The organism is Candidatus Protochlamydia sp. R18, from assembly GCF_000648255.1.
Taxonomy (GTDB): domain Bacteria; phylum Chlamydiota; class Chlamydiia; order Chlamydiales; family Parachlamydiaceae; genus Protochlamydia; species Protochlamydia amoebophila.
Genome location: NZ_BASL01000795.1, coordinates 17799 through 43105 on the forward strand (window position 1 = coordinate 17799; position 25307 = coordinate 43105).

General features: G+C 35.5%; 19 protein-coding genes, 1 tRNA gene and 1 pseudogene. 10 read left to right on the forward strand and 11 right to left on the reverse strand.

What is annotated here, in order from left to right:
- Window positions 1–138 precede the first annotated feature (138 nt).
- The 4 genes and pseudogenes from TY19_RS11260 to TY19_RS11270 all read right to left on the reverse strand — a co-directional run bounded on the left by TY19_RS11260 (window position 139) and on the right by TY19_RS11270 (window position 3293).
- Window positions 139–1917 carry a phospho-sugar mutase gene (locus TY19_RS11260; protein ID WP_042282663.1) on the reverse strand — a complete coding sequence of 593 codons (1779 nt, stop codon included), beginning with the start codon at window positions 1915–1917 and terminating at the stop codon, window positions 139–141.
- A gap of 344 nt (window positions 1918–2261) precedes the next feature.
- Window positions 2262–2453: pseudogene (locus TY19_RS15320) on the reverse strand (ATP-binding protein); the annotation flags it as partial.
- A 268-nt stretch (window positions 2454–2721) separates the two neighbouring features.
- Window positions 2722–2850 (reverse strand): Mrp/NBP35 family ATP-binding protein, encoded by a 129-nt coding sequence (locus TY19_RS19725; protein WP_162472053.1) that lies wholly within the window; start codon window positions 2848–2850, stop codon window positions 2722–2724.
- Entirely contained in the window at window positions 2847–3293 is a 447-nt protein-coding gene (locus tag TY19_RS11270; RefSeq protein ID WP_042282666.1) for a YkgJ family cysteine cluster protein, read from the reverse strand. Before TY19_RS11270 ends, TY19_RS19725 begins: the two co-directional genes overlap by 4 nt.
- Window positions 3294–3757: 464 nt before the next feature.
- On the opposite strand from TY19_RS11270, the gene TY19_RS11275 reads away from it, so the two are divergent.
- Complete coding sequence (locus TY19_RS11275) at window positions 3758–5134, forward strand: sodium-dependent transporter (protein WP_042282667.1); 1377 nt, start codon at window positions 3758–3760, stop codon at window positions 5132–5134.
- Window positions 5135–5402: 268 nt separating this feature from the next.
- Window positions 5403–5570, forward strand: coding sequence for a hypothetical protein (locus tag TY19_RS16325; protein WP_158383201.1), 168 nt, complete (start codon window positions 5403–5405; stop codon window positions 5568–5570).
- A 119-nt stretch (window positions 5571–5689) separates the two neighbouring features.
- On the opposite strand, the gene groL is transcribed toward TY19_RS16325, so the two are convergent.
- The 6 genes from groL to TY19_RS11305 form a co-directional block, all read right to left on the reverse strand.
- On the reverse strand, window positions 5690–7294 hold the full coding sequence (groL, locus tag TY19_RS11280) for a chaperonin GroEL (protein ID WP_042282668.1): 1605 nt from the start codon (window positions 7292–7294) through the stop codon (window positions 5690–5692).
- A 151-nt stretch (window positions 7295–7445) separates the two neighbouring features.
- Window positions 7446–7643 carry a hypothetical protein gene (locus TY19_RS11285; protein ID WP_011175808.1) on the reverse strand — a complete coding sequence of 66 codons (198 nt, stop codon included), beginning with the start codon at window positions 7641–7643 and terminating at the stop codon, window positions 7446–7448.
- Between the two features lie 229 nt (window positions 7644–7872).
- A complete protein-coding gene (gene rsmI, locus TY19_RS11290; RefSeq protein ID WP_042282669.1) occupies window positions 7873–8688 on the reverse strand; it encodes a 16S rRNA (cytidine(1402)-2'-O)-methyltransferase in 816 nt (271 codons plus the stop codon).
- Window positions 8689–8768: 80 nt separating this feature from the next.
- Window positions 8769–8840 (reverse strand) — tRNA-Cys (locus tag TY19_RS11295).
- Window positions 8841–8982: 142 nt separating this feature from the next.
- On the reverse strand, window positions 8983–10899 hold the full coding sequence (locus tag TY19_RS11300; protein ID WP_042282670.1) for a type III secretion system effector inositol phosphate phosphatase: 1917 nt from the start codon (window positions 10897–10899) through the stop codon (window positions 8983–8985).
- Between the two features lie 226 nt (window positions 10900–11125).
- Complete coding sequence (locus TY19_RS11305; RefSeq protein ID WP_042282671.1) at window positions 11126–12271, reverse strand: acyl-CoA desaturase; 1146 nt, start codon at window positions 12269–12271, stop codon at window positions 11126–11128.
- A gap of 529 nt (window positions 12272–12800) precedes the next feature.
- Between TY19_RS11305 and TY19_RS11315 the strand changes: the two genes are divergently transcribed.
- From TY19_RS11315 to TY19_RS11350, 8 genes are read left to right on the forward strand one after another with little or no spacing between them, the layout of a single operon-like run.
- A complete protein-coding gene (locus tag TY19_RS11315) occupies window positions 12801–14138 on the forward strand; it encodes a UDP-N-acetylmuramoyl-tripeptide--D-alanyl-D-alanine ligase (protein ID WP_042282672.1) in 1338 nt (445 codons plus the stop codon).
- A gap of 23 nt (window positions 14139–14161) precedes the next feature.
- Window positions 14162–15394, forward strand: a complete 1233-nt coding sequence (mraY, locus tag TY19_RS11320) for a phospho-N-acetylmuramoyl-pentapeptide-transferase (RefSeq protein ID WP_042282673.1) — start codon at window positions 14162–14164, stop codon at window positions 15392–15394.
- Between the two features lie 14 nt (window positions 15395–15408).
- Window positions 15409–16743 (forward strand): UDP-N-acetylmuramoyl-L-alanine--D-glutamate ligase, encoded by a 1335-nt coding sequence (murD, locus tag TY19_RS11325; RefSeq protein ID WP_042282674.1) that lies wholly within the window; start codon window positions 15409–15411, stop codon window positions 16741–16743.
- A gap of 36 nt (window positions 16744–16779) precedes the next feature.
- Complete coding sequence (locus TY19_RS11330; RefSeq protein WP_042282675.1) at window positions 16780–17514, forward strand: LysM peptidoglycan-binding domain-containing protein; 735 nt, start codon at window positions 16780–16782, stop codon at window positions 17512–17514.
- Between the two features lie 6 nt (window positions 17515–17520).
- On the forward strand, window positions 17521–18630 hold the full coding sequence (gene ftsW, locus TY19_RS11335) for a putative lipid II flippase FtsW (protein WP_042282676.1): 1110 nt from the start codon (window positions 17521–17523) through the stop codon (window positions 18628–18630).
- The gene (gene murG / locus TY19_RS11340; RefSeq protein ID WP_052354939.1) at window positions 18612–19748 is read left to right on the forward strand and encodes an undecaprenyldiphospho-muramoylpentapeptide beta-N-acetylglucosaminyltransferase; all 1137 of its coding nucleotides are present in this window, start codon (window positions 18612–18614) and stop codon (window positions 19746–19748) included. The genes ftsW and murG overlap by 19 nt, the downstream gene beginning before the upstream one ends.
- Window positions 19745–21109 carry a UDP-N-acetylmuramate--L-alanine ligase gene (gene murC, locus TY19_RS11345; RefSeq protein ID WP_052236444.1) on the forward strand — a complete coding sequence of 455 codons (1365 nt, stop codon included), beginning with the start codon at window positions 19745–19747 and terminating at the stop codon, window positions 21107–21109. The genes murG and murC overlap by 4 nt, the downstream gene beginning before the upstream one ends.
- Before the next feature lie 42 nt (window positions 21110–21151).
- Window positions 21152–22015: a cell division protein FtsQ/DivIB gene (locus tag TY19_RS11350; protein WP_042282677.1), complete on the forward strand. Its 864-nt coding sequence runs from the start codon at window positions 21152–21154 to the stop codon at window positions 22013–22015.
- 454 nt (window positions 22016–22469) lie between these two features.
- Here the strand turns inward: TY19_RS11350 and uvrA are convergent, their stop codons facing one another.
- Window positions 22470–25283: an excinuclease ABC subunit UvrA gene (uvrA, locus tag TY19_RS11355; protein ID WP_042282678.1), complete on the reverse strand. Its 2814-nt coding sequence runs from the start codon at window positions 25281–25283 to the stop codon at window positions 22470–22472.
- Window positions 25284–25307: the final 24 nt, after the last annotated feature.

A 25307-nucleotide genomic window follows, 5' to 3' on the forward strand; every position in this document is an offset into this window, starting at 1 on the left:
ATTGAGTTTTTTAAAAGAATTTCGCTTTATTTAATTTCTAATAGATGTCTATTAACAATTTGAGAAGAAAAAGATTAGCAATAGTTTAATCGATCGATGAATGAGGCATGCAGATTTTTTCTTCTCAAAAAGGTTTTTTTAAGACATGAGATGTGTTTTCATAAAATTCAATAATTGATCACATCTTGTTTTACTTTTTTCAAGTCCTTGTTCAATCGTTGTAAATTGTTTTTCTACAAGTCCACAATAAATTTTAACTTTAGGTTCAGTTCCTGAAGGACGAACCATCACTTTTGTGCCATCCTTGAGCCAGTATAAAAGAACGTCTGAAATGGGTAGAGTAATAGGATCTGTTTGATTTGTTTCTAAATGAATTTTGGTGGATAATAAATAATCTTCAACCACCGTGACAGGGATACCGCAAATATTTTTCAGATGTGTAGAGCGAAGTTTTTGCATTCCCAAAGACATTTGCTCTTTTCCTTCTTTAGTTTCGCCAAAGTTAATTGAAAGTAATTTTTCTTGATAAATCCCATATTTGTGATAAAGGTCATGAAGTTTATCTAGCAAAGTTTTTCCTTCTAATTTAGCTTTTAAAGCTAATTCAGAGATAAGTGCGCTACAAACAATAGCATCTTTGTCGCGTGCGTGAGTCCCTAATAGATATCCGTATGACTCTTCTCCACCAAAAATAAATTGGTGTCCCCCTTTGAATAATTCCCATTCATGAATTTTTTCAGCAATATACTTAAAGCCTGTTAATACATTAAAGCAAGGTCTCTCATAGGCATCACAAATGGCTTGAAAAAGCTCTGTGGTTCCAATCGTTTTAATAAAAGCAGCTTTTTCAGGAAGTTTTTTTTGTTTAGCTAAAGCCTCACAGACGTGTTCGAGAAGAAGAGCGCAAGTTTGATTTCCATTTAATAAAACAGCTTCTCCTTTGTGAAGGACAACAATTCCCATTCTGTCGGCATCTGGATCATTAGCGATTAAAAGATCACATTTTGATTGTAGCATTAATTCGATACCGAGTTTTAAGGCAGCTGGTTCTTCTGGATTGGGAAATCGAACAGTTGGGAAGGTACCATCGGGAATGACTTGAGGTTCAACAAAAACATAATTGGTAAATCCCCATTCCTTTAAGGCTAGGGGAGCCATCGTAATTCCCGTTCCGTGTAAACTAGTATAGGCAATTTTTAGTTGACTGCCTTGCTTTCGATTTATTTCAGGGTAATGCTGAAGAGGACGAATTGCCTTTAAATAGGCTTCATCAATTTCATTGTCAATTTCTTCGATTAATAAGTCGTCAAGGGAATGACAAACTTTTACCTGATTGGGATCGACAATTTTTGAAGCTTCTGCAATGACTCCATCGTCATGAGGGGGGACTAATTGTCCTCCATCAGACCAATAAACTTTATAACCGTTATATTCAGGGGGGTTGTGAGAAGCTGTAATCATGACAGCTGCTATACATTTTTTATAACGGCAAGCAAAAGAAACAAGGGGGGTGGGGCGAATATCTTTAAACAGATAAACGTGAATTTTATTAGCTGCTAATACTTTGGCAGTCTCTTCAGCAAATTCTCTGGAGTGATGACGAGAGTCGTAACCAATAAATACCGCTCGTTTTTTTTGAGTTTCATTGGGTTGCTTATTGATGTAGTTGGCTAATCCCTGTGTAGCGGCTCGGACAGTGTAAAAGTTCATCCGATTAGTTCCAACTCCCATGATTCCTCTGAGTCCTCCCGTTCCAAAAGTCAGATTCGTAAAAAATGCATCAACAATATGTTTAGGGTCTTCTAAAAGAAGTTGCTTAATTTCTGCTTTTGTAGCTACATCGTATTGACCTTCTAGCCATAGATTAACATTTTTCTGCGTGACTAAATCAAAAAGGGGTTTTTCAGCGAGTTCCATGGAATCATTCTCATTTTAAGTGTTTAAATCAATAAGGTAAGTTTAATTTCACCATAAAAGAGCTTGAGAATGCATGCAATAAAAAATTATCCCTGGCTTAAATTTGCATTCGAGATGATTTTTTGAAAAAAAATGAGTTTACCGTCACAGATTAAAGTAAATATCAATCGGCTAGATAAGAAGGTGAATTTGTTTTGCTAAATCTAAGAAGACTCGACTGACATGGCCTGGATAAAAAGCAAGGGGACCGTCCTTCATCATCAATTTTTTGCATAGTGGGATTAAAGGAATAGTGGCTAAAAAAGGAGAGATTTGAAAAAAGAAACTTGTTAATTTTTCTGTTTTTATCTCACCAAAATAGGATAAATTTGGCTTGTTTCTGGAACTGTAAACTCGGCCATATTTTCGATGTTTTCTAACAACTGAATTTCTAATTGATCAAACGCATTAATAGCTTTGACTGCAACTAAAATGGCTACATCTTTTGCTACAACAAAAGCGATCGTCATGGATAATACGTATGAAAGGGACAATAAGCAATCGCCTGTGCTGTGCCTGGAAGAAGATCAATTAATAAAAGATCTAAATCGCCCTAAAATTCTGAAAGCATTTTATTTTAAGGAAGAAGGAAGAAGGGAACTTCTTCAAATTACGGATCCGGGTTTCTTCAATCAGAGGAAAACAATTGAAATAATTTTGATTTCAAATTTTGTAAAGGGAATAAGCTTAGTCATGTGGTTATTTTGCTTTTTTGAGGCAGGGGCTCAATTTTTGAGATCTAACATAATGGGAATCGAGGGACCATCAATATCGGCACCTAATAAACTTATCTCTTAAGGCCCAATTGGAAAAGGTGACAGCTAAGTTAACAGCGACTGTTGATTTATCCATCACCTCTTTACCAGATCCAATAGCTAAAACTTTATTTGTCATGGCTGGTTATTTTCACGCAGTTGTCTCTGTAATTGCTCACGAATTTTATCTACGGAGACAACAGGAGCTGTTTCCGAAATTCCTTCACACCATTTAGCAGCTTCTTTCCAATCTTTTTTTGTTTTCAGGTTTTGGGGCCACCAAGGGTAGGTACGACATTGGGTAGGACGGACGGAATAAATTTGACATTTTTTATCTTTTAGAAAAACACAATCATAAGTTTGCGGCCTCTCAAGCAGTGAAAAACGTCCATTAATAGAGCGTAAATAATGATCTGCAAATTCTTGAATGGATAAATGTAAATGAAAAGCGATTTGTTTGATTTCTTCTTCGTTGACCCAAATATATCCAGGAGCACCTGTACAGCATTGACCGCACCCAGTGCATTCAAATGATAATCCTTCTGCATACCAAGGATTTTCTTCTTTAATAATTTTTAACATAGTTTAAAAGCCTTTCTTTTTAACCATTTGTCGAATACCTGCAAAAAAATAAAATGAGAAAGATAATACAAACGATTCTAAAACAACAGCGGCTTCGATAAAGAGCGAGAATAATATGAGCAATCCTTATTCAATAATTTAAGATAGTATAAGAAAAAATAACTATTGTCAACTTAGGTACGTTGTGATAAATTCCTCAAATGCTTAGTTTAACTAACTCATTTGAAGCATAACTTTTTTATAAGAGATCGATAAAATCGTTTTCAAAGGATTAACAGATTGTTATGTCCAAAAGAAGAAATTTTTTTATCCTTTCTCCAGCTAAAAAAATTATTTCAACCATTTCATTTCTTTTTGACACTGACGCCATCTACGTCTAACACACAAGCAAGTTAAAATTTGTTTGGTGTCGTTTTTCGCCTAGTACCAAATCAATTGTATTCATTAATTCGGAGACAAATAATATGCAAAAACAAAGAGAGCACTGGAGTTCACATTTAGGATTTATTCTTGCGGCAGCGGGATCGGCAATTGGTCTCGGAACGTTATGGAAATTTCCTTATGTCACAGGTGAAAACGGTGGAGGGCTCTTTGTTTTTATTTATATTTTATGCACGTTTTTTATTGGAGTTCCAGTTTTTATTGCGGAATTGATTTTGGGCCGAAAAGCCCAACGTGGAGCTGTTGGCATTTTTGCAAGCTTAGCTAATAACTCTGCTGCTTGGAAAACTGTGGGTTGGTTAGGAGTTGCCTCCTCTTTTTTAATCATGTCTTTTTATAGTATTTTAGCGGGGTGGGGACTCAATTACATTTTCATGTCTCTCAGTCAATTTTACAAGGATCGGACAGCCCAAGAAATTTCAGGGGTTTTTGACATCCTTGCTTCTTCAGCTGATATCACTTTATTCTGGCACTTTCTCTTCACGGCATTGACAGCCGCCGTCGTTTATCGAGGCATTCGTCAAGGGATTGAGTATTGGAGCCGCTTTATGACGATTGGCTTATTAATTATTCTTTTAAGTATGTGTGTGTATGCTTTCACCCTTCCAGGATTTCGAGAAGGAGTTAATTTTATTTTCTATCCAGATTTATCTCGTTTTAAACCCTCTGCTGCTATTGATGCTCTCGGGCTATCTTTCTTTACGCTTAGTTTAGGTCAAGGGATCATGTTGACTTACGGAAGCTATATGAGAAGAGGGGACAATATCCCTAAAACGGCAGTGATCATAGGTGTCATGATTGTATTGATTTCTTTATTGGCAGGCCTCATGATTTTCCCTATTATTTTTTCTTTTGGATTTGCACCCGAAGCTGGTCCTGGGCTTGTCTTCAAAACATTACCGGTTTTATTTGCTCAGTTGCCGGGAGCTCTTTTTATTTCTACCGCATTTTTCGTGTTATTTGTGTTTACGGCACTCACTTCCGCTGTCGCTTTAATCGAAGTTGTCACAGCAAATTTTACTGATTTACTCGGTTGGTCACGTCAAAAAGCTGTTTTAATTGTGTCGATTAGTTGTTTTATATTTGGTATTCCTAGCGCATTATCTAATACAAATACGTTATTTGCAAACTGGCCCGCCATTTATGGAAAAACTTTTTTTCAAACTATTGATGATTTGGTTACTCTTTGGTTTTTACCTATTGGAGGGTTATTAGTGTCTATTTTTACGGGTTGGGTTTTAGATAAAGAATTAGCGAAAGAAGAGTTTTCTTCTGGTACGACCATGCGTTGGTTATGGCACCCGTGGATTTTCTTTATTCGTTGGGTTGCTCCCATAGCTATTGTATTTATCATTCTACAGCAGAGTGGTTTGATTGATATCGACACTTATTTCAGTTAGAGAAAAGTAATAAGCCATTTATAAACAGGATATTGAGAAAATATTTATAAATTCTAGTAATAGATTTAAGTAAAAAAATAAAGAAAAATGTTAACATAATGCAGGCAGAGTTAGATGAGCAAGCAGTCTTTTAACTCTAAAATTTATCGAAAATTTAAAAAGGGGATTATTATTTTTTAATAAAAATCGTTGATAGTAGACGGATTATTATCTACTCTTGATCAAATTTTTAGATTGAAAAACTGATTAGTTTTAGGAGGTATTTATTATGAAGGATATAGCACATCATCTTAGATATATTCAAAGGAAAATCATTCGAAATAATCGTCAAGAAGAATTAAAAGCAACTCGCTTAGGTCCCAAGCCACCTTTGACGTTAACTGAGAATGCAAAGAATTCCGCTAAAGAACAAATCAACTCTCAGACACAACCGTAAAAATTAACAAAAGCACATTTCTATCATTAGAAGCTAGTTTTGTTGGACCATTTTCTGTTCTAAGAATAAAGTCTTGGGAGTTTGCTAAAAAATGATTTTATAAACTCCCAAGACTATACTTATTTAGTAGAGTTTTCTTCTTCTTCTTCATCCGCATCTGCGATCAATGCTTCAGAAAGAAGCACAATACCGGCAGTTGATGCTGCGTAGGTAAGCGTATTTTTAATGACTTTGGCAGGATCAATCACGCCAGCGGCAATTAAGTCTTCGACTTTTTCAGTTAAAGCATTAAATCCGAAATTGGCAGGAGAATTGAGGACTTCATTTAAGACGACGCTTCCATCAAAACCGGTATTTTGCACAATTTGTTTAATAGGTGTTTCGCAAGCCTGCAAAACAATTTTAGCTCCTACCGCTTCATCGCCTTCTAGTTTTAGTTGGCCCAATATTTTACTTGCGTTTAGTAAAGCAACTCCTCCACCCGGAACAATTCCTTCTTCTAAAGCAGCCTTTGTTGAATTTAAGCTATCATCAAACATTTGTTTTTTCTGCTTCATTTCAGTCTCTGTCGCCGCACCTACTCGAATAACAGCAACGCCACCACTCAATTTAGCTCGTCGCTCTTCTAATTTTTCTTTATCATAAGAACTTTGTGCCAAGTTAATTTCGGCATCAATTTGTTTAATTCTTGCAGCGATATCTTCTTGAGCTCCTGTTCCACCAACAATCGTTGTTGATTCTTTTGTGACAGTTACTTTTTCTGCTGATCCTAAAGCTGTTGCTGGAATTTCTTTTAAAGAAATGCCAACTTCTTCAGAAACAACCGTAGCGGCTGTTAACGTTGCAATATCTTGAAGCATTGCTTTACGACGATCGCCAAACCCTGGGGCTTTAACAGCAGCTACTTTTAGAGTACCACGAAGTTTATTGACGACTAGTGTTGACAATGCATCTCCGTCAATATCTTCGGCAATGATTAAAAGTTCGCGTCCTGATGCAGCCGTAGCTTGAAGCACAGGAAGTAATTCATGAATACTAGAAATTTTTTTATCAACGAGGAGGATTTGAGCATGATCCATTTCAACAATCATTTTTTCGAGGTTCGTGCAAAGGTAAGGACTGACATAACCACGATCAAATTTCATCCCTTTGACAACTTCTATACATGTTTCGGTACCCTTTCCTTCTTCGATTGTAATAGCGCCGGAATTACTCACTTTTTCCATCGCTTCTGCAATTAATTCGCCAATTTCTTGATTACCGGAAGCGGAAACAACAGCAACGTTTCTTGTTTCTTGTTTTGTTTTAACTGGAATAGCTGCCTTTTCAATCGCTTTTACAACAACTTCAACAGCTTTATCCATCCCTCTTTTAATTCCGATTGGACTTGCTCCAGAAGAAATATTTTTTATACCGGCTTCCACTAAAGATCTTAAAAGTAGAGCTCCACTTGTTGTCCCATCTCCACACTTTTCTTTAATTTTTTGGACGACTTCTTTTGCCATTGCAACGCCCATATTTTCGTATTTGTCTTCGAGTTGGATATCTCGAATGATGCTTGCGCCGTCGTTTGTGATTGTGGGAGCTCCCCAACTTTTTTCAAGACCTACATTTCTTCCTTTAGGGCCAAGGGTGAAGGCAACAACGTCGGCTAATTTCTTGATTCCCTTTAAAAGAAATTCCCGTGCTTCCTCTTCAAAAATAATTTCTTTAGGTATTGACATATGAGCTCCTCTTTAAAATTTCTTATCTATCGAATTTTCGCTCAAAGTAAGATTTCAATTTCTCACCTTGCAAGTCATTTAAATGACGCAAAAAAGTTTAATCATTGAGAAATGATGCTAGGGAAAAAAAGAGAATTTTGCAAGAGAGAAATTACTTTTTTAGCAACTGAGTTGTTGATTTGCTAGATTTAAATACGTGTTTGGGAGAAGGAATCACATCCGCTAAGTTAACTTGTAGCAGTAACAAAGAATAATCGAGAAAATCATCTTGAATTTTTTTCCCTTCTTTTAGAATAAAAACGTAAGGGTGAAGAAATTGATCATAAGATTTAGATTGCGATTCTTTCATAGGAATCTCTGGTTAGCGATTAACTTAAGTAAGCCGAGCTTTAGTTTATGAGGGATAGAACATTGTTAAAGTCATTTTGATACTAGATTGAATCTCTAAGCTGAGATTAGACTTAAGTTTAACTTCTTTTCAAATATAATAAAAGGAGGATATTTTGAAGAGTTGTTTATAGTCAATAGACCTAAATAATAATTTATGCAAGGATTAAAAATACCTCAAGCTTGAATTGTCAATTGTGAAAAAGATTGTAGATGTCTCTTTTAGATACTTGGCGCAAATCGGCCACCATTTTTATGGCTTCTTTGCGAGAAAGTGAATATGTCGCTTGCATCCAAGAAACATGCTCTTCGGGAGACCATTGATTCCAATCGACTTGTGTTTGAGAAAAAGGTTCAATCATCAAGACAATTTCACCACGTGGCTCTTTATCTTTCCATTTCTTGAAGATTTCTTCTGCTGTTCCTCTGACAAATTCTTCAAACTTTTTTGTCAATTCTCTTGCCACAACTAATTGTCTATGAGGTTGTAAACTGTGAAATAGTTTTAAAGTATCGATTAAACGATGAGGAGATTCATAGCAGATAGTTGTCCCTGTATAGGTAAAAAGTGAAAGTAGAAATTTTTTTAGCTCTCCTTCTTTGCGGGGAAGAAAGCCAATAAATTGAAAATGGTCTGTTGGAAGTCCTGAGCAAGTTAAAGCTTGGATCGCTGCGCATGGACCTGGGATCGCTGTGACAGGAATTTGATTGGATATGCAAAGTTGGACTAATTGCGTTCCTGGATCAGAAATTCCTGGTGTGCCTGCATCCGAGATCAAACAAATATTTTTACCAGCATGGAGATCATCCAAAATTGATTGAGACTTTTCGGTTTCGTTAAACTTATGATAACTTTTAAGAGGTTTGTGTATATCGTAATGTTGAAGAAGTCTAAGACTATGCCGTGTGTCTTCACATAAGATATAATCACAGAGTTTAAGTGTCTCAATAGCTCTAAAAGTTATGTCTGATAAATGCCCGATGGGAGTCGCAACTAGATATAACATACAACAATTTTTCTAATTTTAAATGAGCGTTTAAAAAAGGGATATGAAGGAGAAATAGAGCAAAGATATTAGAAATAATTAGGTGGCACCCAGATTCGAACTGGGGGATGGAAGCTTTGCAGGCTTCTGCCTTACCACTTGGCTATGCCACCACCTAGAAAAACTAAGGGTATACACAAATAAACATCATTTCGTCAAGTGCGTTTTTATAAAAAGGAAAAAATGCTTTCTAAGTGGTTGTTTTTGAAAGATTCGGTTTTGAAAAATAAAAATTTTTAAATCTGGATTTTTCGGCTAACTAGAAGTGGTTTTAGAAAGACCCATCATTTCCAAAAAATCTTCTTCAGGTAAGCCTGCCAATTTCGCTTCTTTTCCTACTTTGTAACCAGTGGCTCCAGTATTGATTCGAGTAATATCTAAGCCTCCCATCTCCTTCATGATAGGAACAAAAATCTCTTGAAATTGTTTTCTGACTTCTGGATCAGATTTTAGTTCTTCGTGAGACGGAAATTTTCCATTGATTTCATTCATAATGGCAAAGGCTTTTGCAACACCATCCATCATTCCCGTGCGGTCTTTTCCACTCATGCAGTTAAAAGCACATTTAGTTCCTTTTTGAATGTTATCCATACCATTACTGAGATTGATAATTTTTGCGCCAATCTCATATTGATTATCTCCATCTAAATAAGCTTTGGGAGATTCCATGAGAAAAGTGATGTCATCTAAAAGACTTTGTAATTTAGCTCGTTCTTCGAGCAATCCAATTTTTTCATTGTTGATCAAAGCTTCTGCTTGGGCTTTTAAACCTTGAAAAGCTTTTTTATTTTCTAAGGATTGATTAATTGTTCCAAAACCTATTTTAACAGCTCCTGCGTTCACTCCAAAATTAAATGTATTGATGTTTAAGTTAACACCAATTGCATACCCATCGATATCAATAGATTTATTTTGTTCCGCATAACTTTGTAAAGCAGAAATTTGATCATTCAACATGTTTTTCTCATTAGCGCCTTTTGAACCAATGGCACGCAAATCATCTGGTGTGACAAGACTAACCGAATTGAAATTAAGATTAATTCCCTGTTCTTGGGCATCTTCTAAAGACATTTTTATATCTGATAAATGTTGTAACACAGCGGCTTTTAAGAGTTCACCAGCTGCTTGCTTGGAGTTTTCTTTTCTAATTGTTGCATTGGTTTCATATTTGTCAGAAGTAATAGCGTGTCTCAATGCCTGATAAACGATTTTGTCCTCCGAGTTTTTTAAGTTAGATTCCCATCCATTAATCAAATGCGTTTCTTGTCGATTCGCACTTGAGATCCCCCCAGTTTTACCAAAAATTTTTTCGAACACGCGCGCTGAGCCATTCGTTTTTAAAGCCTTATCAAATTCTGCATTCAGTGGTGTTTGGGTACTAGTAAATAGAAAATCTTGCCCTTCTTTTTCAAAAGAAACAGTACGAGTCATTGTCGTTCTGACTTGTTGGCTTATATTTTGAGCTGAGAAAGATTTGACTTGTTTTTGGATCTTTTCCTCTGAAAAATTCAATTTCACCCGATAAATTCCATTGAGTCCAACCACACCTGCTCGACGCTTAACGTCGCTTATCCCATCTGTAAAAGCTTTCATTTGTTCTAGCTGATCTTTTTGAACAGAGGATAAATCTGTTGTTTTTATATCTTGAAGTTCTGTTGGCATTGTTCGACTTGCTTGATCCATCGCACTTGTCGCTTGTTTAAAAGCCTCGACAGCCGCATTTTTCGTTGAAGAAATCAAGGCAAAAAAACGAATGAGTTTGGCTTCAAACCCTCCTTTTGAAAGAGCTGTTAATTCCGATCTAAATTTTTCGCCACCTAATTGAACAACAGCTTCGATGTGAGCTTTTTGAATAATTTGAGCGATTTGTTTTTCAGATGTTTTGATGGCTTTATTTAAATCTTTGATCTCTTTTTTCGATAAGGTGTTTCCGTTTGCAGGATTTAAAGCGTTAGCAAGATTTTCATGAACTTGAAATAATTCAGTAGAAGCTTTTTCATAAATTTCAGCTACTTGCGGATTGTGACCATTTTGATTTTCTAACTGTTTTAATAGTTGATAGGCATGCCCCATATGAACATTAATTCTGCTACTAGCATGATTAATATCTTGCGTTGATGGTTTAAAACTAACAGAATGAATACTTTTATTAAATTCAGTATTTATATTCATAGTATTAACCATTTTAGTTTATTTAATTTAATTATAATTAATTAAAATTAAGTAATTATTAATTTTTTAAATTTTAATTATTAATTTTTGTATTGAATGGTATACTAAGAGATGCAAGGAATATGCCAGTTTAGAAAACTAGCAACAAAGAAGTTTATTTTAAAAGGAATAGGATTTGAGAGAGAAACGTAAGGGCCCATCAAGGTGGGATAGTTATGTTCTTGAATTAAGTAGGGCAGGGAAAGGATTCAAAAGGTTTGAGTTTTAAAATATGACGAGAGAGTTGTTTCCATAACCGCCAATTGCTTTTAAGATTTTTTCTGAGGATAGACAATTTTTGTTTAAAAACCTTTAATTGATCTGGTTCTCGCCCTTCTTTTCGAGCAAGCCGGTAGTTAACTCGCAATTGGTTAAATTCAGCAAATTCTACGACTAATTTTTCAGCTAGTTCGCGAACAAGCTTTTCAAGTTCATCTTTTTTTACATACCATAAATTGCAAACACGACCTAGTAATAACCTTTTTCTTTCAAGAACCATTCTTTTTTGAATGGTATAAGAATCCATCCGTTTCAGCTCTTTAGTCAAACCACATTTGCTAAGTGTCCAAATGAGCCATTTTGTGGGGTCAAAATGAAACCAGCGAATTCCATTTCGGTAATCATTACAGAAAGTATGGTGATAGTTATGATAACCTTCACCAAAAGTTAATAGGGCCAAAATATAATTGTTGACCGCTGATTGCTCTTGGCAAAATGGGCGATCGCCCCAAGTGTGAGCAAGTGAATTGATAAACCACGTAAAGTGATGAAGAAGAAATAAACGTGTCCAACAAGCTAGAAAAAAAGCTCCCATATAATCATCTAAAAACCAACCGACAACTAAAAAAGCAATTCCATTACTTATGAGCATACAAAGGAAATCATATTTATGTTGAAATTGAACAAGACGATTTTTTATTAAATCGGGCACAACTTTAGCTTCAATTTTTTTAGGCTTTTCTAAAATCCATAGGCAATGAGCATACCAAAACCCCTTTTTTATAGAATAAGGGTCACAATCTGTATCGACGTGGGTATGATGCAAGCGATGATCAAATGACCATCTTAGAGCACTTCCCTGACCAGCCATTGAACCAAAAAATAAGAGAAGTATTTCCACAAAAGAATTTGTTCGATAGCTTCGATGTGAATAAAATCGGTGATAACCAGCTGTAATACTTAAACCAGTTAAGTAAAGTAAAATGATTGATACTCCAATCATTCCTAAAGAAGGGGGAGTAAAGTAGAAGTAAAAGGGTAAAGAAAGGATAAGAAGAGTCTGATAAATCGTTAAGAAGAGTGTCGGTCCCCAATTAAATTCTTTAATTTTCATTTTTTTCTCCAAAGATTTTTCGCGAAAAGAATCATCATAAACGATTTAGGGATTTCAAGCGAGTCAATGGCAAAGTAAGAAGGTTTTGTTTTCTGTTCATTCAAATATTAGCATGATAAGAAATTTCGATGGTTTTATATAAAACCCATGAAACCTTTGACTTTTCTTAAGTTTTGATCCAATATAGATGGATATAATTGAAATAAACCGTTGTTTTATATCATATAAGTAAAACAAAATTTGAACTAACTATCGCAGCATTTCGAAAAGCGGCAGGTGAAATGTCTGACCGGTCAGTGCCAAATTTTATTTCAATAGTGAAAAAGATTCCAAGTAGAGTTATTTGCCTTATTTTTACCTTGGCATTTCATGAAATGACGACTCCAATATTTCATTCCGTTTACATTGTTTTGCCTCATTATGTTCACAAATCTGCGATTTCTTATCCAATCCATGCTTTATTTGGGATAAGAGAAGAAGCTAATAAAGATAAAGCCGGACTAAGGTTTTTTAAATAGGATTAGCATCAATGAGAATAATGACTTTAAAACAGATTGCTAAAATCTTGAACTCTTCTTTGCCTGAAGTAGAAGGTGTGGTTGAAGGATTTTGTGTAGATAGTCGGCTAACAAAAAAAAATGAGGTTTTTGTCGCTTTAAGGGGAGAGCATGTCGATGGGCACGCCTATTTGAATGAAGTGAAGCAAAAAGGAGCCTTAGCGGCAATCGTCGATCAAAATTATCAAGGGCCTGTATTTGGGATGCATTTATTTCGAACAGAAAATCCTTTACTAGCTCTCCAAATGCTAGCTCAAAAATGTCTTGAAAAAACGAGCCGTATTGTAGCTGTAACAGGTTCGATAGGGAAAACAACCACAAAAGAGTTTATTAAAACACTTTTAGAGCAGAGATATGTCACCGCTGCTTCCCAGGGAAATAGCAATTCACAGGTAGGTCTTCCTTTAACTGTATTAAATCATACGACTGGGACGGAAGATATCTTAGTTTTAGAAATGGGAATGACAGAACCTGGGCAGCTGAGTACATTAGTTAATATTGCTCATCCAGAAGTGTCTGTATTGACAACAGCTGCTTTAGTCCATGCTTGTCGCTTTGAAACATTAAAAGATATCGCATTAACAAAAGCAGAAATATTCTCTCATTCGCATACTCGATTAGGTGTGGTTGATCGAGAGATAGAAGCTTATGAAACAATTGCTCAAATAGGAGAATGCAAAAAAATATCCTTTTCGACAGTAAGCTCTAGTGCTGATTATCATTTAGAAACTGTTAATGAAGAAGTTAGATTAAAAACAGAAGGACAGAGTATTTCTCTTGGTAAAATGTGTTTGCCCGGTAAACACAATCTTCACAATTTACTTGCTGCGATTGCTGTTGCGAGGTATTTCGAGCTAACTTGGAATGAAATTAAACAAGCTATCCCTTTTCTTAAATTACCCGAGAGGCGCCTACAATTCGTTCAAAAAGAGGGTATTTATTTTTTAAACGATTCTTATAATGCTTCGGAACTATCGGTCAAATCTGCCTTAGAAACGCTGCCAAATGCAACGGGAAAAGGTTATAAAATTGCTGTTTTAGGTAGTATGATGGAGCTTGGACATTTTTCAGATGAATGTCACCAACGTGTTGGTGAGTTTGCTTTAAATTATGTGGATAAAATGTACTGTTTTGGTGCTGAGTGTTTACCTATTGTTGAGGTTTGGAAAAAAGCAAATCGACCTGTTGAATTATTTATGGAACGTTCTGAGCTAATTTCAACTTTAAAAAAAAACTTAAAACCCGCCGATGTTGTTTTATTGAAAGGGTCTAGATCCAAAGAGTTGTGGAAAATATTAGAAGAACTGTAAAAAATAACTAAAGAGCTTTATTTATGATTTTGTTTGTAATTGATTACTTGGAAAGGGTTTGGACTCTAAAAGTTCCAAGCGTCTTTAGTTATTATTCTACAAGAATGATTCTTGCCGCAATTACTTCTCTTCTATTGAGTATTTTTTTAGGGCCTTATTTTATCCGTAAACTTTATGAGTTAAAAATCGGTCAATCAATTCGAAAAGAAGATTGCCCCTTGTTGGGACAATTACATGAGAAGAAACAAAACACTCCCACAATGGGAGGAATTCTTATTCTTTCTTCTATGTTGATTTCATTAGTTTTATGGATGGATTTAACACATATTTTCACGCTCATTTTGTTTGTCACAACTGTATTTTTAGGTTTGATTGGAGGAAGAGACGATTATCTCAAATTGAAATATAAAAATACCAAAGGGATGTCAGCACGAGGAAAATTATTTTTTCAATTTGTTTTATCCGCTGCAATTGCTTCTTATTTTTTATTGAGTCCAGTTAATGAAATGTTTGAGAAGTGGACATGGTTTCAACCTCCCGTAATTAAAGAGCAGATTGTTGTTAAAAATTCTGAAACTTTACAAGAGATGCCTTCCCAAACTAAAAGCATTAGTTTGAAAGAATACGCTTCGAGACTCTACATTCCCTTTTTTAAAGAGCCTGTTGTTACGTTTGGAGGTATTTCTCTTATTCTCATGGCTTTTTTCATTTTTTTTGTGATCACAGGATCTTCAAATGCCGCTAATTTGACCGATGGCTTAGATGGATTGTTGGCTGGTTGTTTGGTTACAGCGGCAGGATCCCTTTGCTTGATCGCTTTTGTTTCCAATCATGTGGATATTGCTCGTTATCTCAACATCCTTTACATCGAAGGAAGTGGAGAAATAGCCATTTATCTTTGCGCCTTAATCGGAGCAAGCTTAGGATTTTTATGGTATAATAGTTATCCTGCACAAGTCTTTATGGGAGATACAGGTTCTTTGACATTAGGGGGAATTTTAGGCGTTTCAGCAGTGCTGTTGCGCAGAGAGTTTCTTTTAGGGATTGTTGGAGGGATTTTTGTTGCCGAAGCACTTTCCGTTATTCTTCAAGTGGCTAGCTATCGACTTAGAAATAAAAAAAGGATTTTCCTTTGTGCGCCTTTGCATCATCATTTCGAATATAAAGGATGGCCCGAAACTAAAGTTGTGATTCGATTTTGGATCATGAGTTTACTCTTTGCAATTATTGGCATTGCCTCTTTAAAATTTCAATAAAGGATTGATAACAGATGCCGATAGAAAATTATTTTGGAAAAAAAGCGCTCATCATTGGATTAGGGATAAGTGGAAGAGCCGCGGCTTCTTTCTTGCAAACATCTGGAGTAAAAGTTTTAGGGGTGGATCGAGATTATCTTCAATTGGAAAATCATCCTGAAATTTTAGAACTGAAAGCAAAGGGATTGGTAATTCAGGCAGATTGTGAAACCATTGATTTAAAAACATTTGATTTAATCGTCGTTTCTCCTGGAATTCCTTCGAATCACCCTTTAATTAAAAAAGCGCACGAACATAAAAAAGAGGTAATTGGAGAAATTGAATTGGGATGCCGCGCGTCTTGCCATTCGATTATTGGTGTGACAGGAACTAATGGCAAAACAACGGTCACTTTATTAATTACACATATTTTGAATGCAAATGGATTAAAAGCTAAAGCTTTAGGTAATGTAGGGGCTCCCTTAACAAGAGAAATTTTAACACTCGATCTTCAAGAAATTGCCGTTTTGGAGCTTAGCTCCTATCAGCTTGACACTTTTCAACAACAGGTTTTGGACGAAGCTGTTGTTTTGAATATCACTCCTGATCATTTAGAGCGCTATGAGACAATGGAAAACTATGCAAAATCGAAATTTCAAATTGGAAAATGTTTAAAAAAGTCGGGAAAATTATTTGTCGAGAGGAAAGCTGCCGTCGAATACCAGCATCTTTTAAATTTTCCTCATTCGACGTATGGTTATTTACCTTCTTGCCATACTTATACGGATTTACGCTCGGTCTTCTTAGAGGGAATGCAGCAGTTTGAGTTACCGCTAGAATGGCAAGGGAAAGAAAATCACGATCTAGAAAATCTCTTAGCTGCTTATGCCATTTGCGCACGACGAGGAATTAAACCTCAGCAATTTTTACAGGCTCTAAAGACTTTTCAAAAGCCCTCTCATCGTGTCGAGTTTGTTTTAGAAAAGAATGGGATTCATTTCTACGATGATAGCAAAGGAACGAATATTGATGCAGTTATGCGAGCTGTACAATCGATCAATCGTCCTATATTTTTGATCGCTGGAGGAGTGGATAAAGGGGCTTCTTATGTGGCTTGGTTAAATGTTTTTAAAGGTCATGTAAAAAAAGTTTATGCCATAGGGCAAGCGGCAAATAAAATTCAAAAAGAATTATCACTGCATATTAGAGTGCAAATCGAAGCAAATTTAGATGACGCTGTCAAGCAAGCTTATCAGGATGCTAAGGAAGGAGACGTTGTTTTACTCTCTCCCGGTTGTGCAAGTTTTGATATGTTTAAAGATTATATCCATCGTGGAGAAGAGTTTAAAAGGCTTGTAAAACTTCTATAAATAAGAGAAATAAAAAAAGTAGAGAGGATAAATAAAATGACAAGAAAGGATACGATACTGATTGCTGTCGTTATCAATGCTGGTTTGTTAGCGATTTTATTTGCGACAGCTATCATTTATGATACTGAAAAAGTGCTGGAGCAAAGCGAATTCAATTCTTCTTTAGCGGAGGCTAAAGAAATTCCTTTAACTGATCCGGCTAATCATCTTGTCGCGACCGGTCCAGTTATTGTGGACGAAGTTGATAATGTTTTAAAGTATTATTCTCAACCTTCTTATTCATTAAAAATTGATCCTTCTGATTCTTATAATCCTGAATCTATCGTTGTTCAGGCGAGTTCTTCTGAAGATGATGAGCCAATATCTGAATCTTCACCTAATTTTAAAGGTAATTTTGTTGAAATAACCGTTAAAAAAGGAGATGTATTAGAAAAGATTGCTCGTGCTAATGGGACAACGATTAATGCGATTAAGAAAGCAAATAACCTTCCCAACGAAAAGTTGTCAATAGGTCAAGTTTTAAAAATTCCTTTGAATCAAGTTCAAGGGGCAATTGCAGCAAAAAGTGAAATATTTAAAAAGGATTTAGAGCAAATAGAAAATAATCAAAACTCATCCGAAGCTGTTTATTATATTGTTAAAAGCGGAGATAATCCTTGGAAAATTGCTAAACAATTTAATGTGAAATATGAGGATATTTTAAGGCTAAATCAATTAGATGAAGAAAAGGCTAGAAATTTGAAGATTGGGGATCGCATTCGCGTTAAGTAGTTGTTCATGACATTTTATCGGTCGTTACTATTATTTTGTGTGGCTTCGATCTTCGCGATGGGGCTAGTTATGATTTTTAATACCACTTCAGCAGAAGTTTTAGATCTTGCACTTAATAAAAGTACCCATCAGGCCTTATTAAAACAAATTTTTTATTGTTTGATAGGATTAATCTTAGCTGGTTGTGTATGGCATTTGGGGTATCAGAAGGTCATTAGTTTTAGTCCCTATTTGTTAGTTTTTTTCTGTTTTTTACTTGTTCTGACACTTATTCCAGGTTTGGGTAAAGAAGTTAATGGATCAAGGAGATGGATTGGTGTGGCAGGATTTTTTTTTCAACCTTCCGAATTTGTTAAATACATTGTTCCGGCTTATTTTATCTATCGAATGGAAAATATAGAGGGGGAATCGCTAGGATTAAAAGACTTTCTTAAATTGATCGCTCAAGTAGGAACCCCTATTTTCCTTATCTTAATAGAACCTAATAATGGGACGGCGGGTGTGATAGGCCTTGTTGTCATAGTCATGTGTGTGATGACAAAAATTCGATTTAAATATTGGGCTCTTCCACTAATGTGTTTTATGGTGATTGGTGCAATTTCCGCTTATCATCTTCCTTACGTATCAGCAAGATTAAAAGTTTATCTTCATCCGGAATTAGATTTGAGAGGTAAAGGCCATCAACCTTATCAAGCAAAAATAGCTGCAGGTTCTGGGCAATTGTTAGGAAGAGGGCCTGGGAATAGTTTGCAGAAATTAAGTTATCTTCCCGAAGCACAAAATGATTATATTGCGGCTATTTACGCGGAAGAGTTTGGCTTTATAGGTGTAACAGCTTTAGTGATTCTTTATATGATGATTGGTTATGTGGGATTTTATATTGCTCATATTTCTTCAGACAGAAGAGGTTTTTATTTTGCGACGGCCATTACTTTTTTAATCTGTTTTCAAGCTTTTATGAATCTTGGAGTTGTGTCTGGTTTATTGCCAAGTACAGGATTAAATCTTCCTTTTTTTAGCCAAGGTGGGACTTCATTAATGGCTAATATCGCAGGTCTCGGACTGTTATTAAATATTGCTCATCAGAGGAGTCAAGTATGTCTAAACGGTTTATGATCACAGCTGGTGGGACGGGGGGGCATATTTTTCCTGCTCAAGGATTAGCACAAGAACTCATCAAAAAAACCTTTTCTTCCTCTATTTTGTTTGTTGCGGGGGGCCTTTCAACAAATAAATATTTTGATCGCTCCATTTTCCCTTTTCAAGAAATTTCTGCAAGTCCACTCTTTTCTAAAAATCCTTTTAAATTATTAAAAGGTGTTTTTAATCTTTTAAGAGGCGTTTGGCAAAGTATTCGAATTATTAGAAAATTTAAACCAGATGTCGTTGTTGGATTTGGAAGTTACTATACAGTGCCTCCCTTACTTGCAGCAAAAATTCTCCGTATTCCAATTGTTTTGCATGAAGCAAATAGTATTCCAGGAAAAGCTAACAAATGGCTTGCTTCGATGGCTTGGCGAGTAGGGATTCATTTTCCTTTTACAGCCACTTTGTTGAAAGGAAATACGATAGAAGTAGGGATGCCTTTAAGAGAAGGGTATCAGCTTGATCAAATTGATAAAATAGAGGCATTATCTTATTTTGGATTAAGTAAAAATAACTCTACACTTTTAGTTTTTGGTGGATCTCAGGGAGCTTTAGCCATTAACAGATTGATGAGAAATTTAGCCAATACATGGAAGAATACACCTATTCAAATCATTCATATTACAGGAAGTATACAAGAAGCAGATGACCTTAAAATTTTTTATGCTAATTACCAAGTAAAAGCCTCTGTCAAAGCATTTGAAAAAAATATGCATTTAGCATGGCGTGCAGCAGAAGTATTTATAGGTCGCTCAGGAGCTTCGACAATTGCTGAAGCAATGGAATTTGAAGTGCCAGGGATTTTAATTCCTTATCCTCACGCAACAGATCATCATCAAGACAAAAATGCTGATTTTTTTGTTGATATTGTTAAGGGTGGAATAAAAATTGTTGAAGAGAAAGCTAAACCAGAAATTGTTCTTAAATCTATTCAACTGTTAATTGACCCTATAGCATTAGAAAAAAGGAAAAGTGCTATCCATTCTTATAAATGTAGGCCAGATCGTACAACGCTTTGCGAGCTTGTTTTAGACACAAGCGAATTAAAAAGTTTACATAAAGCACCACAGAAAAGGAAAAAACCATGAGAGGGCATTATCATTTCATTGGAATCGGTGGAATAGGAATGAGCGGGCTTGCGCGAATTCTACTTCAACAAAATCTGAGTGTGTCAGGTAGTGATATTGCTTTTAACTACACTATTGAAGAATTAATTAAATCTGGTGCGACTATTTATAAAGGACATTCTCCTTCTTATATTACTTCAGGGTCTACTGTGATTTACAGTAGTGATATAAAAACTGATAATCCTGAATACCTTGCAGCAAAAAATTTGCAATGTTCTTTACTTCATCGTGCTGAATTATTAGCCCTTTTAACAAGACAAAAAAAATCATTAGCTGTTACTGGAACTCATGGTAAAACGACAACATCCTCTCTTTTAGCAACAACTCTTTTAGAAGCAAATTGCGATCCTTCTTTTGCCGTTGGTGGGGTAATCCCTCAATTTCAAAGTAATGCAAAACATGGTTTAGGTGATTTATTTGTTTTTGAGGCCGACGAAAGTGATCGAAGCTTCTTAAAGTATTTTCCCTACGGAGCTATTGTGACCAATATCGATAACGATCATTTAAACTCCTATGAAAATTCTGAAGATGTATTAATACAATCTTTTCAGCAGTTTACTTCCCAAATTTCTTCCCCAAACCACCTTTTTTGGTGTGGAGATGACACTCGTTTAAAATTTCTCAATGGTATTGGGCAAAGTTATGGCTTTGGAGAGCATTGCAATTGGAGAATTTCTAATGTTTTTCAGAAAGATTTCAATCTTGAATTTGATTTAGAAGGCAATGGAAAAAAGTATTCATCCATTAAATTAAATTTAATTGGCCGACATAATCTTCTCAACGGTGCTGCAGTATTTGGATTAGCAATGTCTTTAAATATTTCTGAAGCTTCGATTAGGCACACATTTGAAAGATTTTGTGGGGTATTAAGGCGATGTGAGTATAAGGGTGAGTTTGAAAACACTATTTTTTTAGATGATTATGCACACCATCCAACAGAAATTCAAACCACCTTAGAGGGAATTCGAAAAGCTATTAAATCGAAAAGGCTGATTGCTGTTTTTCAACCTCATCGCTTTTCTCGTATAAAGGATTGTTTAGGAATGTATGGAAAAATTTTTAATAATGCCGATGAAGTGTTTGTAACAGATGTTTATGGGGCAGGGGAAACGCCTATTGAGGGAATATCTCAACAACAAATTATCCAGGAAATTTCTGAGAACTCTAGTGTTCCAGTCAAATATGTTCCTCGAACGGCGTTAGGACATAAACTTAGCGAATTTATTCAACCTCTCGATGTCATTGTGACTCTCGGGGCTGGAGATGTCACAAAAGTGGCTAGCGAAACACTAAGCTTGCTTGAAAATGGAAAGCGCTTTTAACTTTGTTACGCTTGAAAATAACCTCTTTTAATCAGAAAATCTATGGTTTCTAAATCTTACCCTAACCCAGAAATTCCTTTTAAACGAGCCTGTTTATGGATTTTACTTTCTTCTTTACTAATTTCAGGATCGGCATTGATGGGATGGTTGTATTATCAGTCGGCCAAGGAAAAAAGATTGCATGGCGGACAGTATCAAATTGTCGCTATTGTTCAAGAGACTCCTCACCAAGAAAGTTTGAAAACGGGATATTTAGCAGAACTTTTAGAATTATCTTTAGATCAGCCTGCAAATCTTTACCAGTTTGATAGCTTTGAAGGAGAAAAAAAGCTTTTAAAAAGCCCTTTAATTAAAAAAGTTTCTATTAAGAAAATACGCCCTGGTACTTTATATATTCAATATGAAATGAGAAGCCCTATTGCTTATGTTGGAGATTATTCTAATACGGCAATTGATGAAGATGGAATTTTATTTCCTTTTCGTCCTTTTTTTACTCCCAAATCTATCCCTACCTTTTATTTAGGATTAAGTGAGCATGAAGGGAAATGGGGGGTGGCTTTGCAAAATTTAGATCGTTTACAGTTAGCTCGAAATGTATTAAAAATATTTAAAGAAGTGGCAACCAGGGAGATTGCAGTCAAACAAATAGATGTGGCTGAGGCTTATGCTGACAGCTATGGACAGCGCCAAATAGTTGTTAAATTGGAAGATCGGAAAGACTTTTTATCTCGACATATCTCGGCAGAAACCCTTTTGAGATTGAATCCAGAGCATTATAAACAAAATATTGTGAATTTTTTTTCGTTAGATAAAGTTTTAAATGTTAAAAGTAAAATAAATAATGGAATGACAATTATCGATTTACGAATTCCTCATCTTGCTTTTTATTCCCAAGATGAAAAATAAAAAATTGAGACAAAAAAAATTTTTTTTTACGAATTTACTTTCAATTTTATAAAAAGAATTGCAGGAAGTTCATTGGACAAGTAGAAGCTAAGAATGAGGCTCGACGAATTTTTCGTTATCTGGTGCCAAAATGTTATGTGGCTTGTGCACAGATAAATTCCCTGAATTGAATCTGTTTACGTGATGTGTGGGCAATAATTAGAAATGGTTTAAGAAAGTAAAATTGTATTTAAAACGCGTCTAAAAAATGATGACAAGGTTAGAGAAATCATTGAATAAAAACTGTAAATATGAAGTATCCGAAATTACTTTGTTTAAAAGTGAAGGAGAAATAAAAAATATATCGATTGGTTACAAAAAAATACTATGAGTTATTTAAACAAAAAAACAGAAGAAATTAGTGTAATAAACTAAAGAACTTTAAAATGTTTGAGAGATCATAGGAGGTTATTTATCATTGATTAAACTGAGAGAAAACTTTTCCAGTTGGTGTATGGGCTTTGATCATCTTAGTTGAAGGGCCCTCAAAAATGAGCCTTCCTCCTTTTGGCCCTCCTTCTGGACCTAATTCAATGAGCCAGTCTGCTTGGTAAAGGATGTCTAAATGATGTTCAATCACAAAAACTGTATGTCCTTTTCCCACTAGTTTATGAAGAATTTTAACGAGTTTTTCAATGTCTTGTAAATGAAGTCCGGACGAGGGTTCATCCAAAATATATAATGTTTTTTCTTGTGTTTTGCCTGCTAAATCAGCAATCAATTTCAATCGCTGAATTTCTCCTCCGGATAAAGTATTGAAGGGTTGTCCCAACTGTAAATAATCTAAACCAAGCTCAGTCATCAGTTCTAAGGTGGGTGCTAGAGAGGGAATATGTTTAAACAACTGAAAAGATTCTAAAGCGGACAGACGTAGAATATCAGCAATATTTTTATTTTCCCATGTAATCTGTAACGTTTCATAGTTATAGCGTAACCCTTGGCAAATATCACAAGGCATAAAAAAATCTGGCATAAGATGCATATTCACTTCAATATAACCCAGCCCTTCACAAGCTTCACATCTTCCACCTCGCTTATTTAAACTAAAACGAGAAGCTGTATAGCCTCTTGCTTTAGCAAGACGAGTTTCGGCAAAAAGTTGTCTGAGTGGAGTCATTATACCTATATAGGTAGCTGGAATCGAGCGTGCCGACAAGCGATCTGTTTGTTTTTCATGGCTGATTAAACGTTTGATTGTTTGATACTTATTTAAAAAATGAGGGATTATTCCTCTTGCTAGAAAATTTTTTAGCTGTTGTCCAATGATATCTAAAACAAGGGTAGATTTTCCCGATCCGGACACTCCACAAAAACCTACAAAGCAGCCTAATGGAATGTTTGTAGAGAAATCATTTAAATTATTTAAAGTCGCTCCACGAATTTCTAACCAATCTTGTTGAATTTTTCTTCTTGGAGGGATAGGTAATGAAAGTTTACCACTAAGCCATTTTCCGGTTAGACTGTTTGAGTCATTAAGAAGGTCTGTAATAGTTCCTTGAAAACAAATTTGCCCTCCTAAGCTTCCAGCTCCTGGACCGAGTTCCAAAATATAATCAGCTTGTTGAATTAAGCTTTTTTCATGTTCAACAATTACAACGGTATTACCCAAGGCTTTTAGTTCATGAATGACTTTATGCAAATGTTGGATATCTTGTCGATGCAGTCCTAATGAGGGTTCATCTAGTATGTAGATAATTCCGGATAATTTGGCTCCAATTTGAGATGCTAATTGAATTCGATGAGCTTCTCCATCACTGAGTGTTTTCCCTTCTCTAGTTAATGTCAAGTATCCCAATCCTACTTGGTCGAGAAATTCTAATCGAGATTGAATATGAGGAAGAATTTCTTTAACAATGGCCTCTTGTTTTTCGGTAAATAACCATGCTTTAATCTTTATTAAACACTCAGCTACGGTTAATGAGCAAAGTTGATAGATGTTATTTTCTTGGATAAGACAAGCTAGACTTTCTGGTTTAAGTCTTCCTCCTAAACAAGATGAACAGGTTTGCCAATCAATAAAAGAAAGTTCGCTTAAAGACCCTTTGTTTTTTTTCACTTCCAAGGCTTCGTTTAAAACAGGAATAAGGCCTTTCCATTTCGCTTTTAATTGTTCTGATTCTTCATTTATCTGAACGTTAAAAACAATTTCTTGGGAATGACCAAATAAAATTTTATTTAAAATCATCTGCGAAATGTCTTTGATAAAATTTTCTTCCGAAAGATTTAAAATTTTCCATAAAGCTTTTAAAAGAGACTTGAAAGAATAAGCTGCCTTTTTGGGAAGATGATCTAAAATCACCTGAATTTGATCTAATAAAGGTTCGTTTTCATCAAAAATAACTTGAGAAGGATTGACTTGTTCTCGCCCACCCAGTCCATTGCAAGCTGCACAAGCTCCTTTTGGAGAATTAAAATTAAAGTCCCCAGCTTCTAAAGGTGCAAAAGAAAATCCTGTTTCTGGACATACATAAATCTCTGTTAGATAATGAGTATTGCCTTCCTTTCCTTCTTGGATTTTTAAAATACCTTGACTCAAATCTAAAGCAGTTTCCACAGATGGGGCCAAACGATCACGTATGCCTTCTCTAATTTCTAAACGATCTACAACAACTTCTAAATTTGAAATGGCTTTGTTGATTGGAAAAGGATTTTCTCCGCACCATTCTTGCTCATTGATTCGCATCCGTATAAAGCCCATTTGTTGCAGACGTGTAATGGCTTGGTGTCCGTTTTCTTTGATCAATTTGATAGGAGCTATTAATTGTAAGCGAGAGCCCACGGAATAATTTTTTAAAATCCAATCAATCATTTCTTGACGCGTGAAACGGGACAATTTTTTGCCGGTGGCTGGGCTATATTGATCCCCAATTTTTGCATATAAGAGCGATAAAAAATCGTAAAGATCTGTATAGGTCGCCACAGTCCCATAAAAGTAAAGGGGTTGTCTATGCTGTCCAATCGCTAAGGTAGGAGACAATCCTTCGATCAAATCAACATCAGGCTTAGGCATTTGCTTGATCCAGGGGCGCACTTGAGGGGAAAGGTATTCTAGATAGCGACGTTGTCCTTCGGCAAATAAAGTATCAAATGCTAAAGAAGATTTTCCAGATCCGCTTACTCCTGTGATCACAGTAATGGCATGCTTAGGTAATTGAACAGACAAGTTTTTTAAATTATGTTCTTTACATCCTTGTAAATTAATAAACCTATGGTAAGAAAAAACTGACATATAAATACTTATAATTTTGTTGCA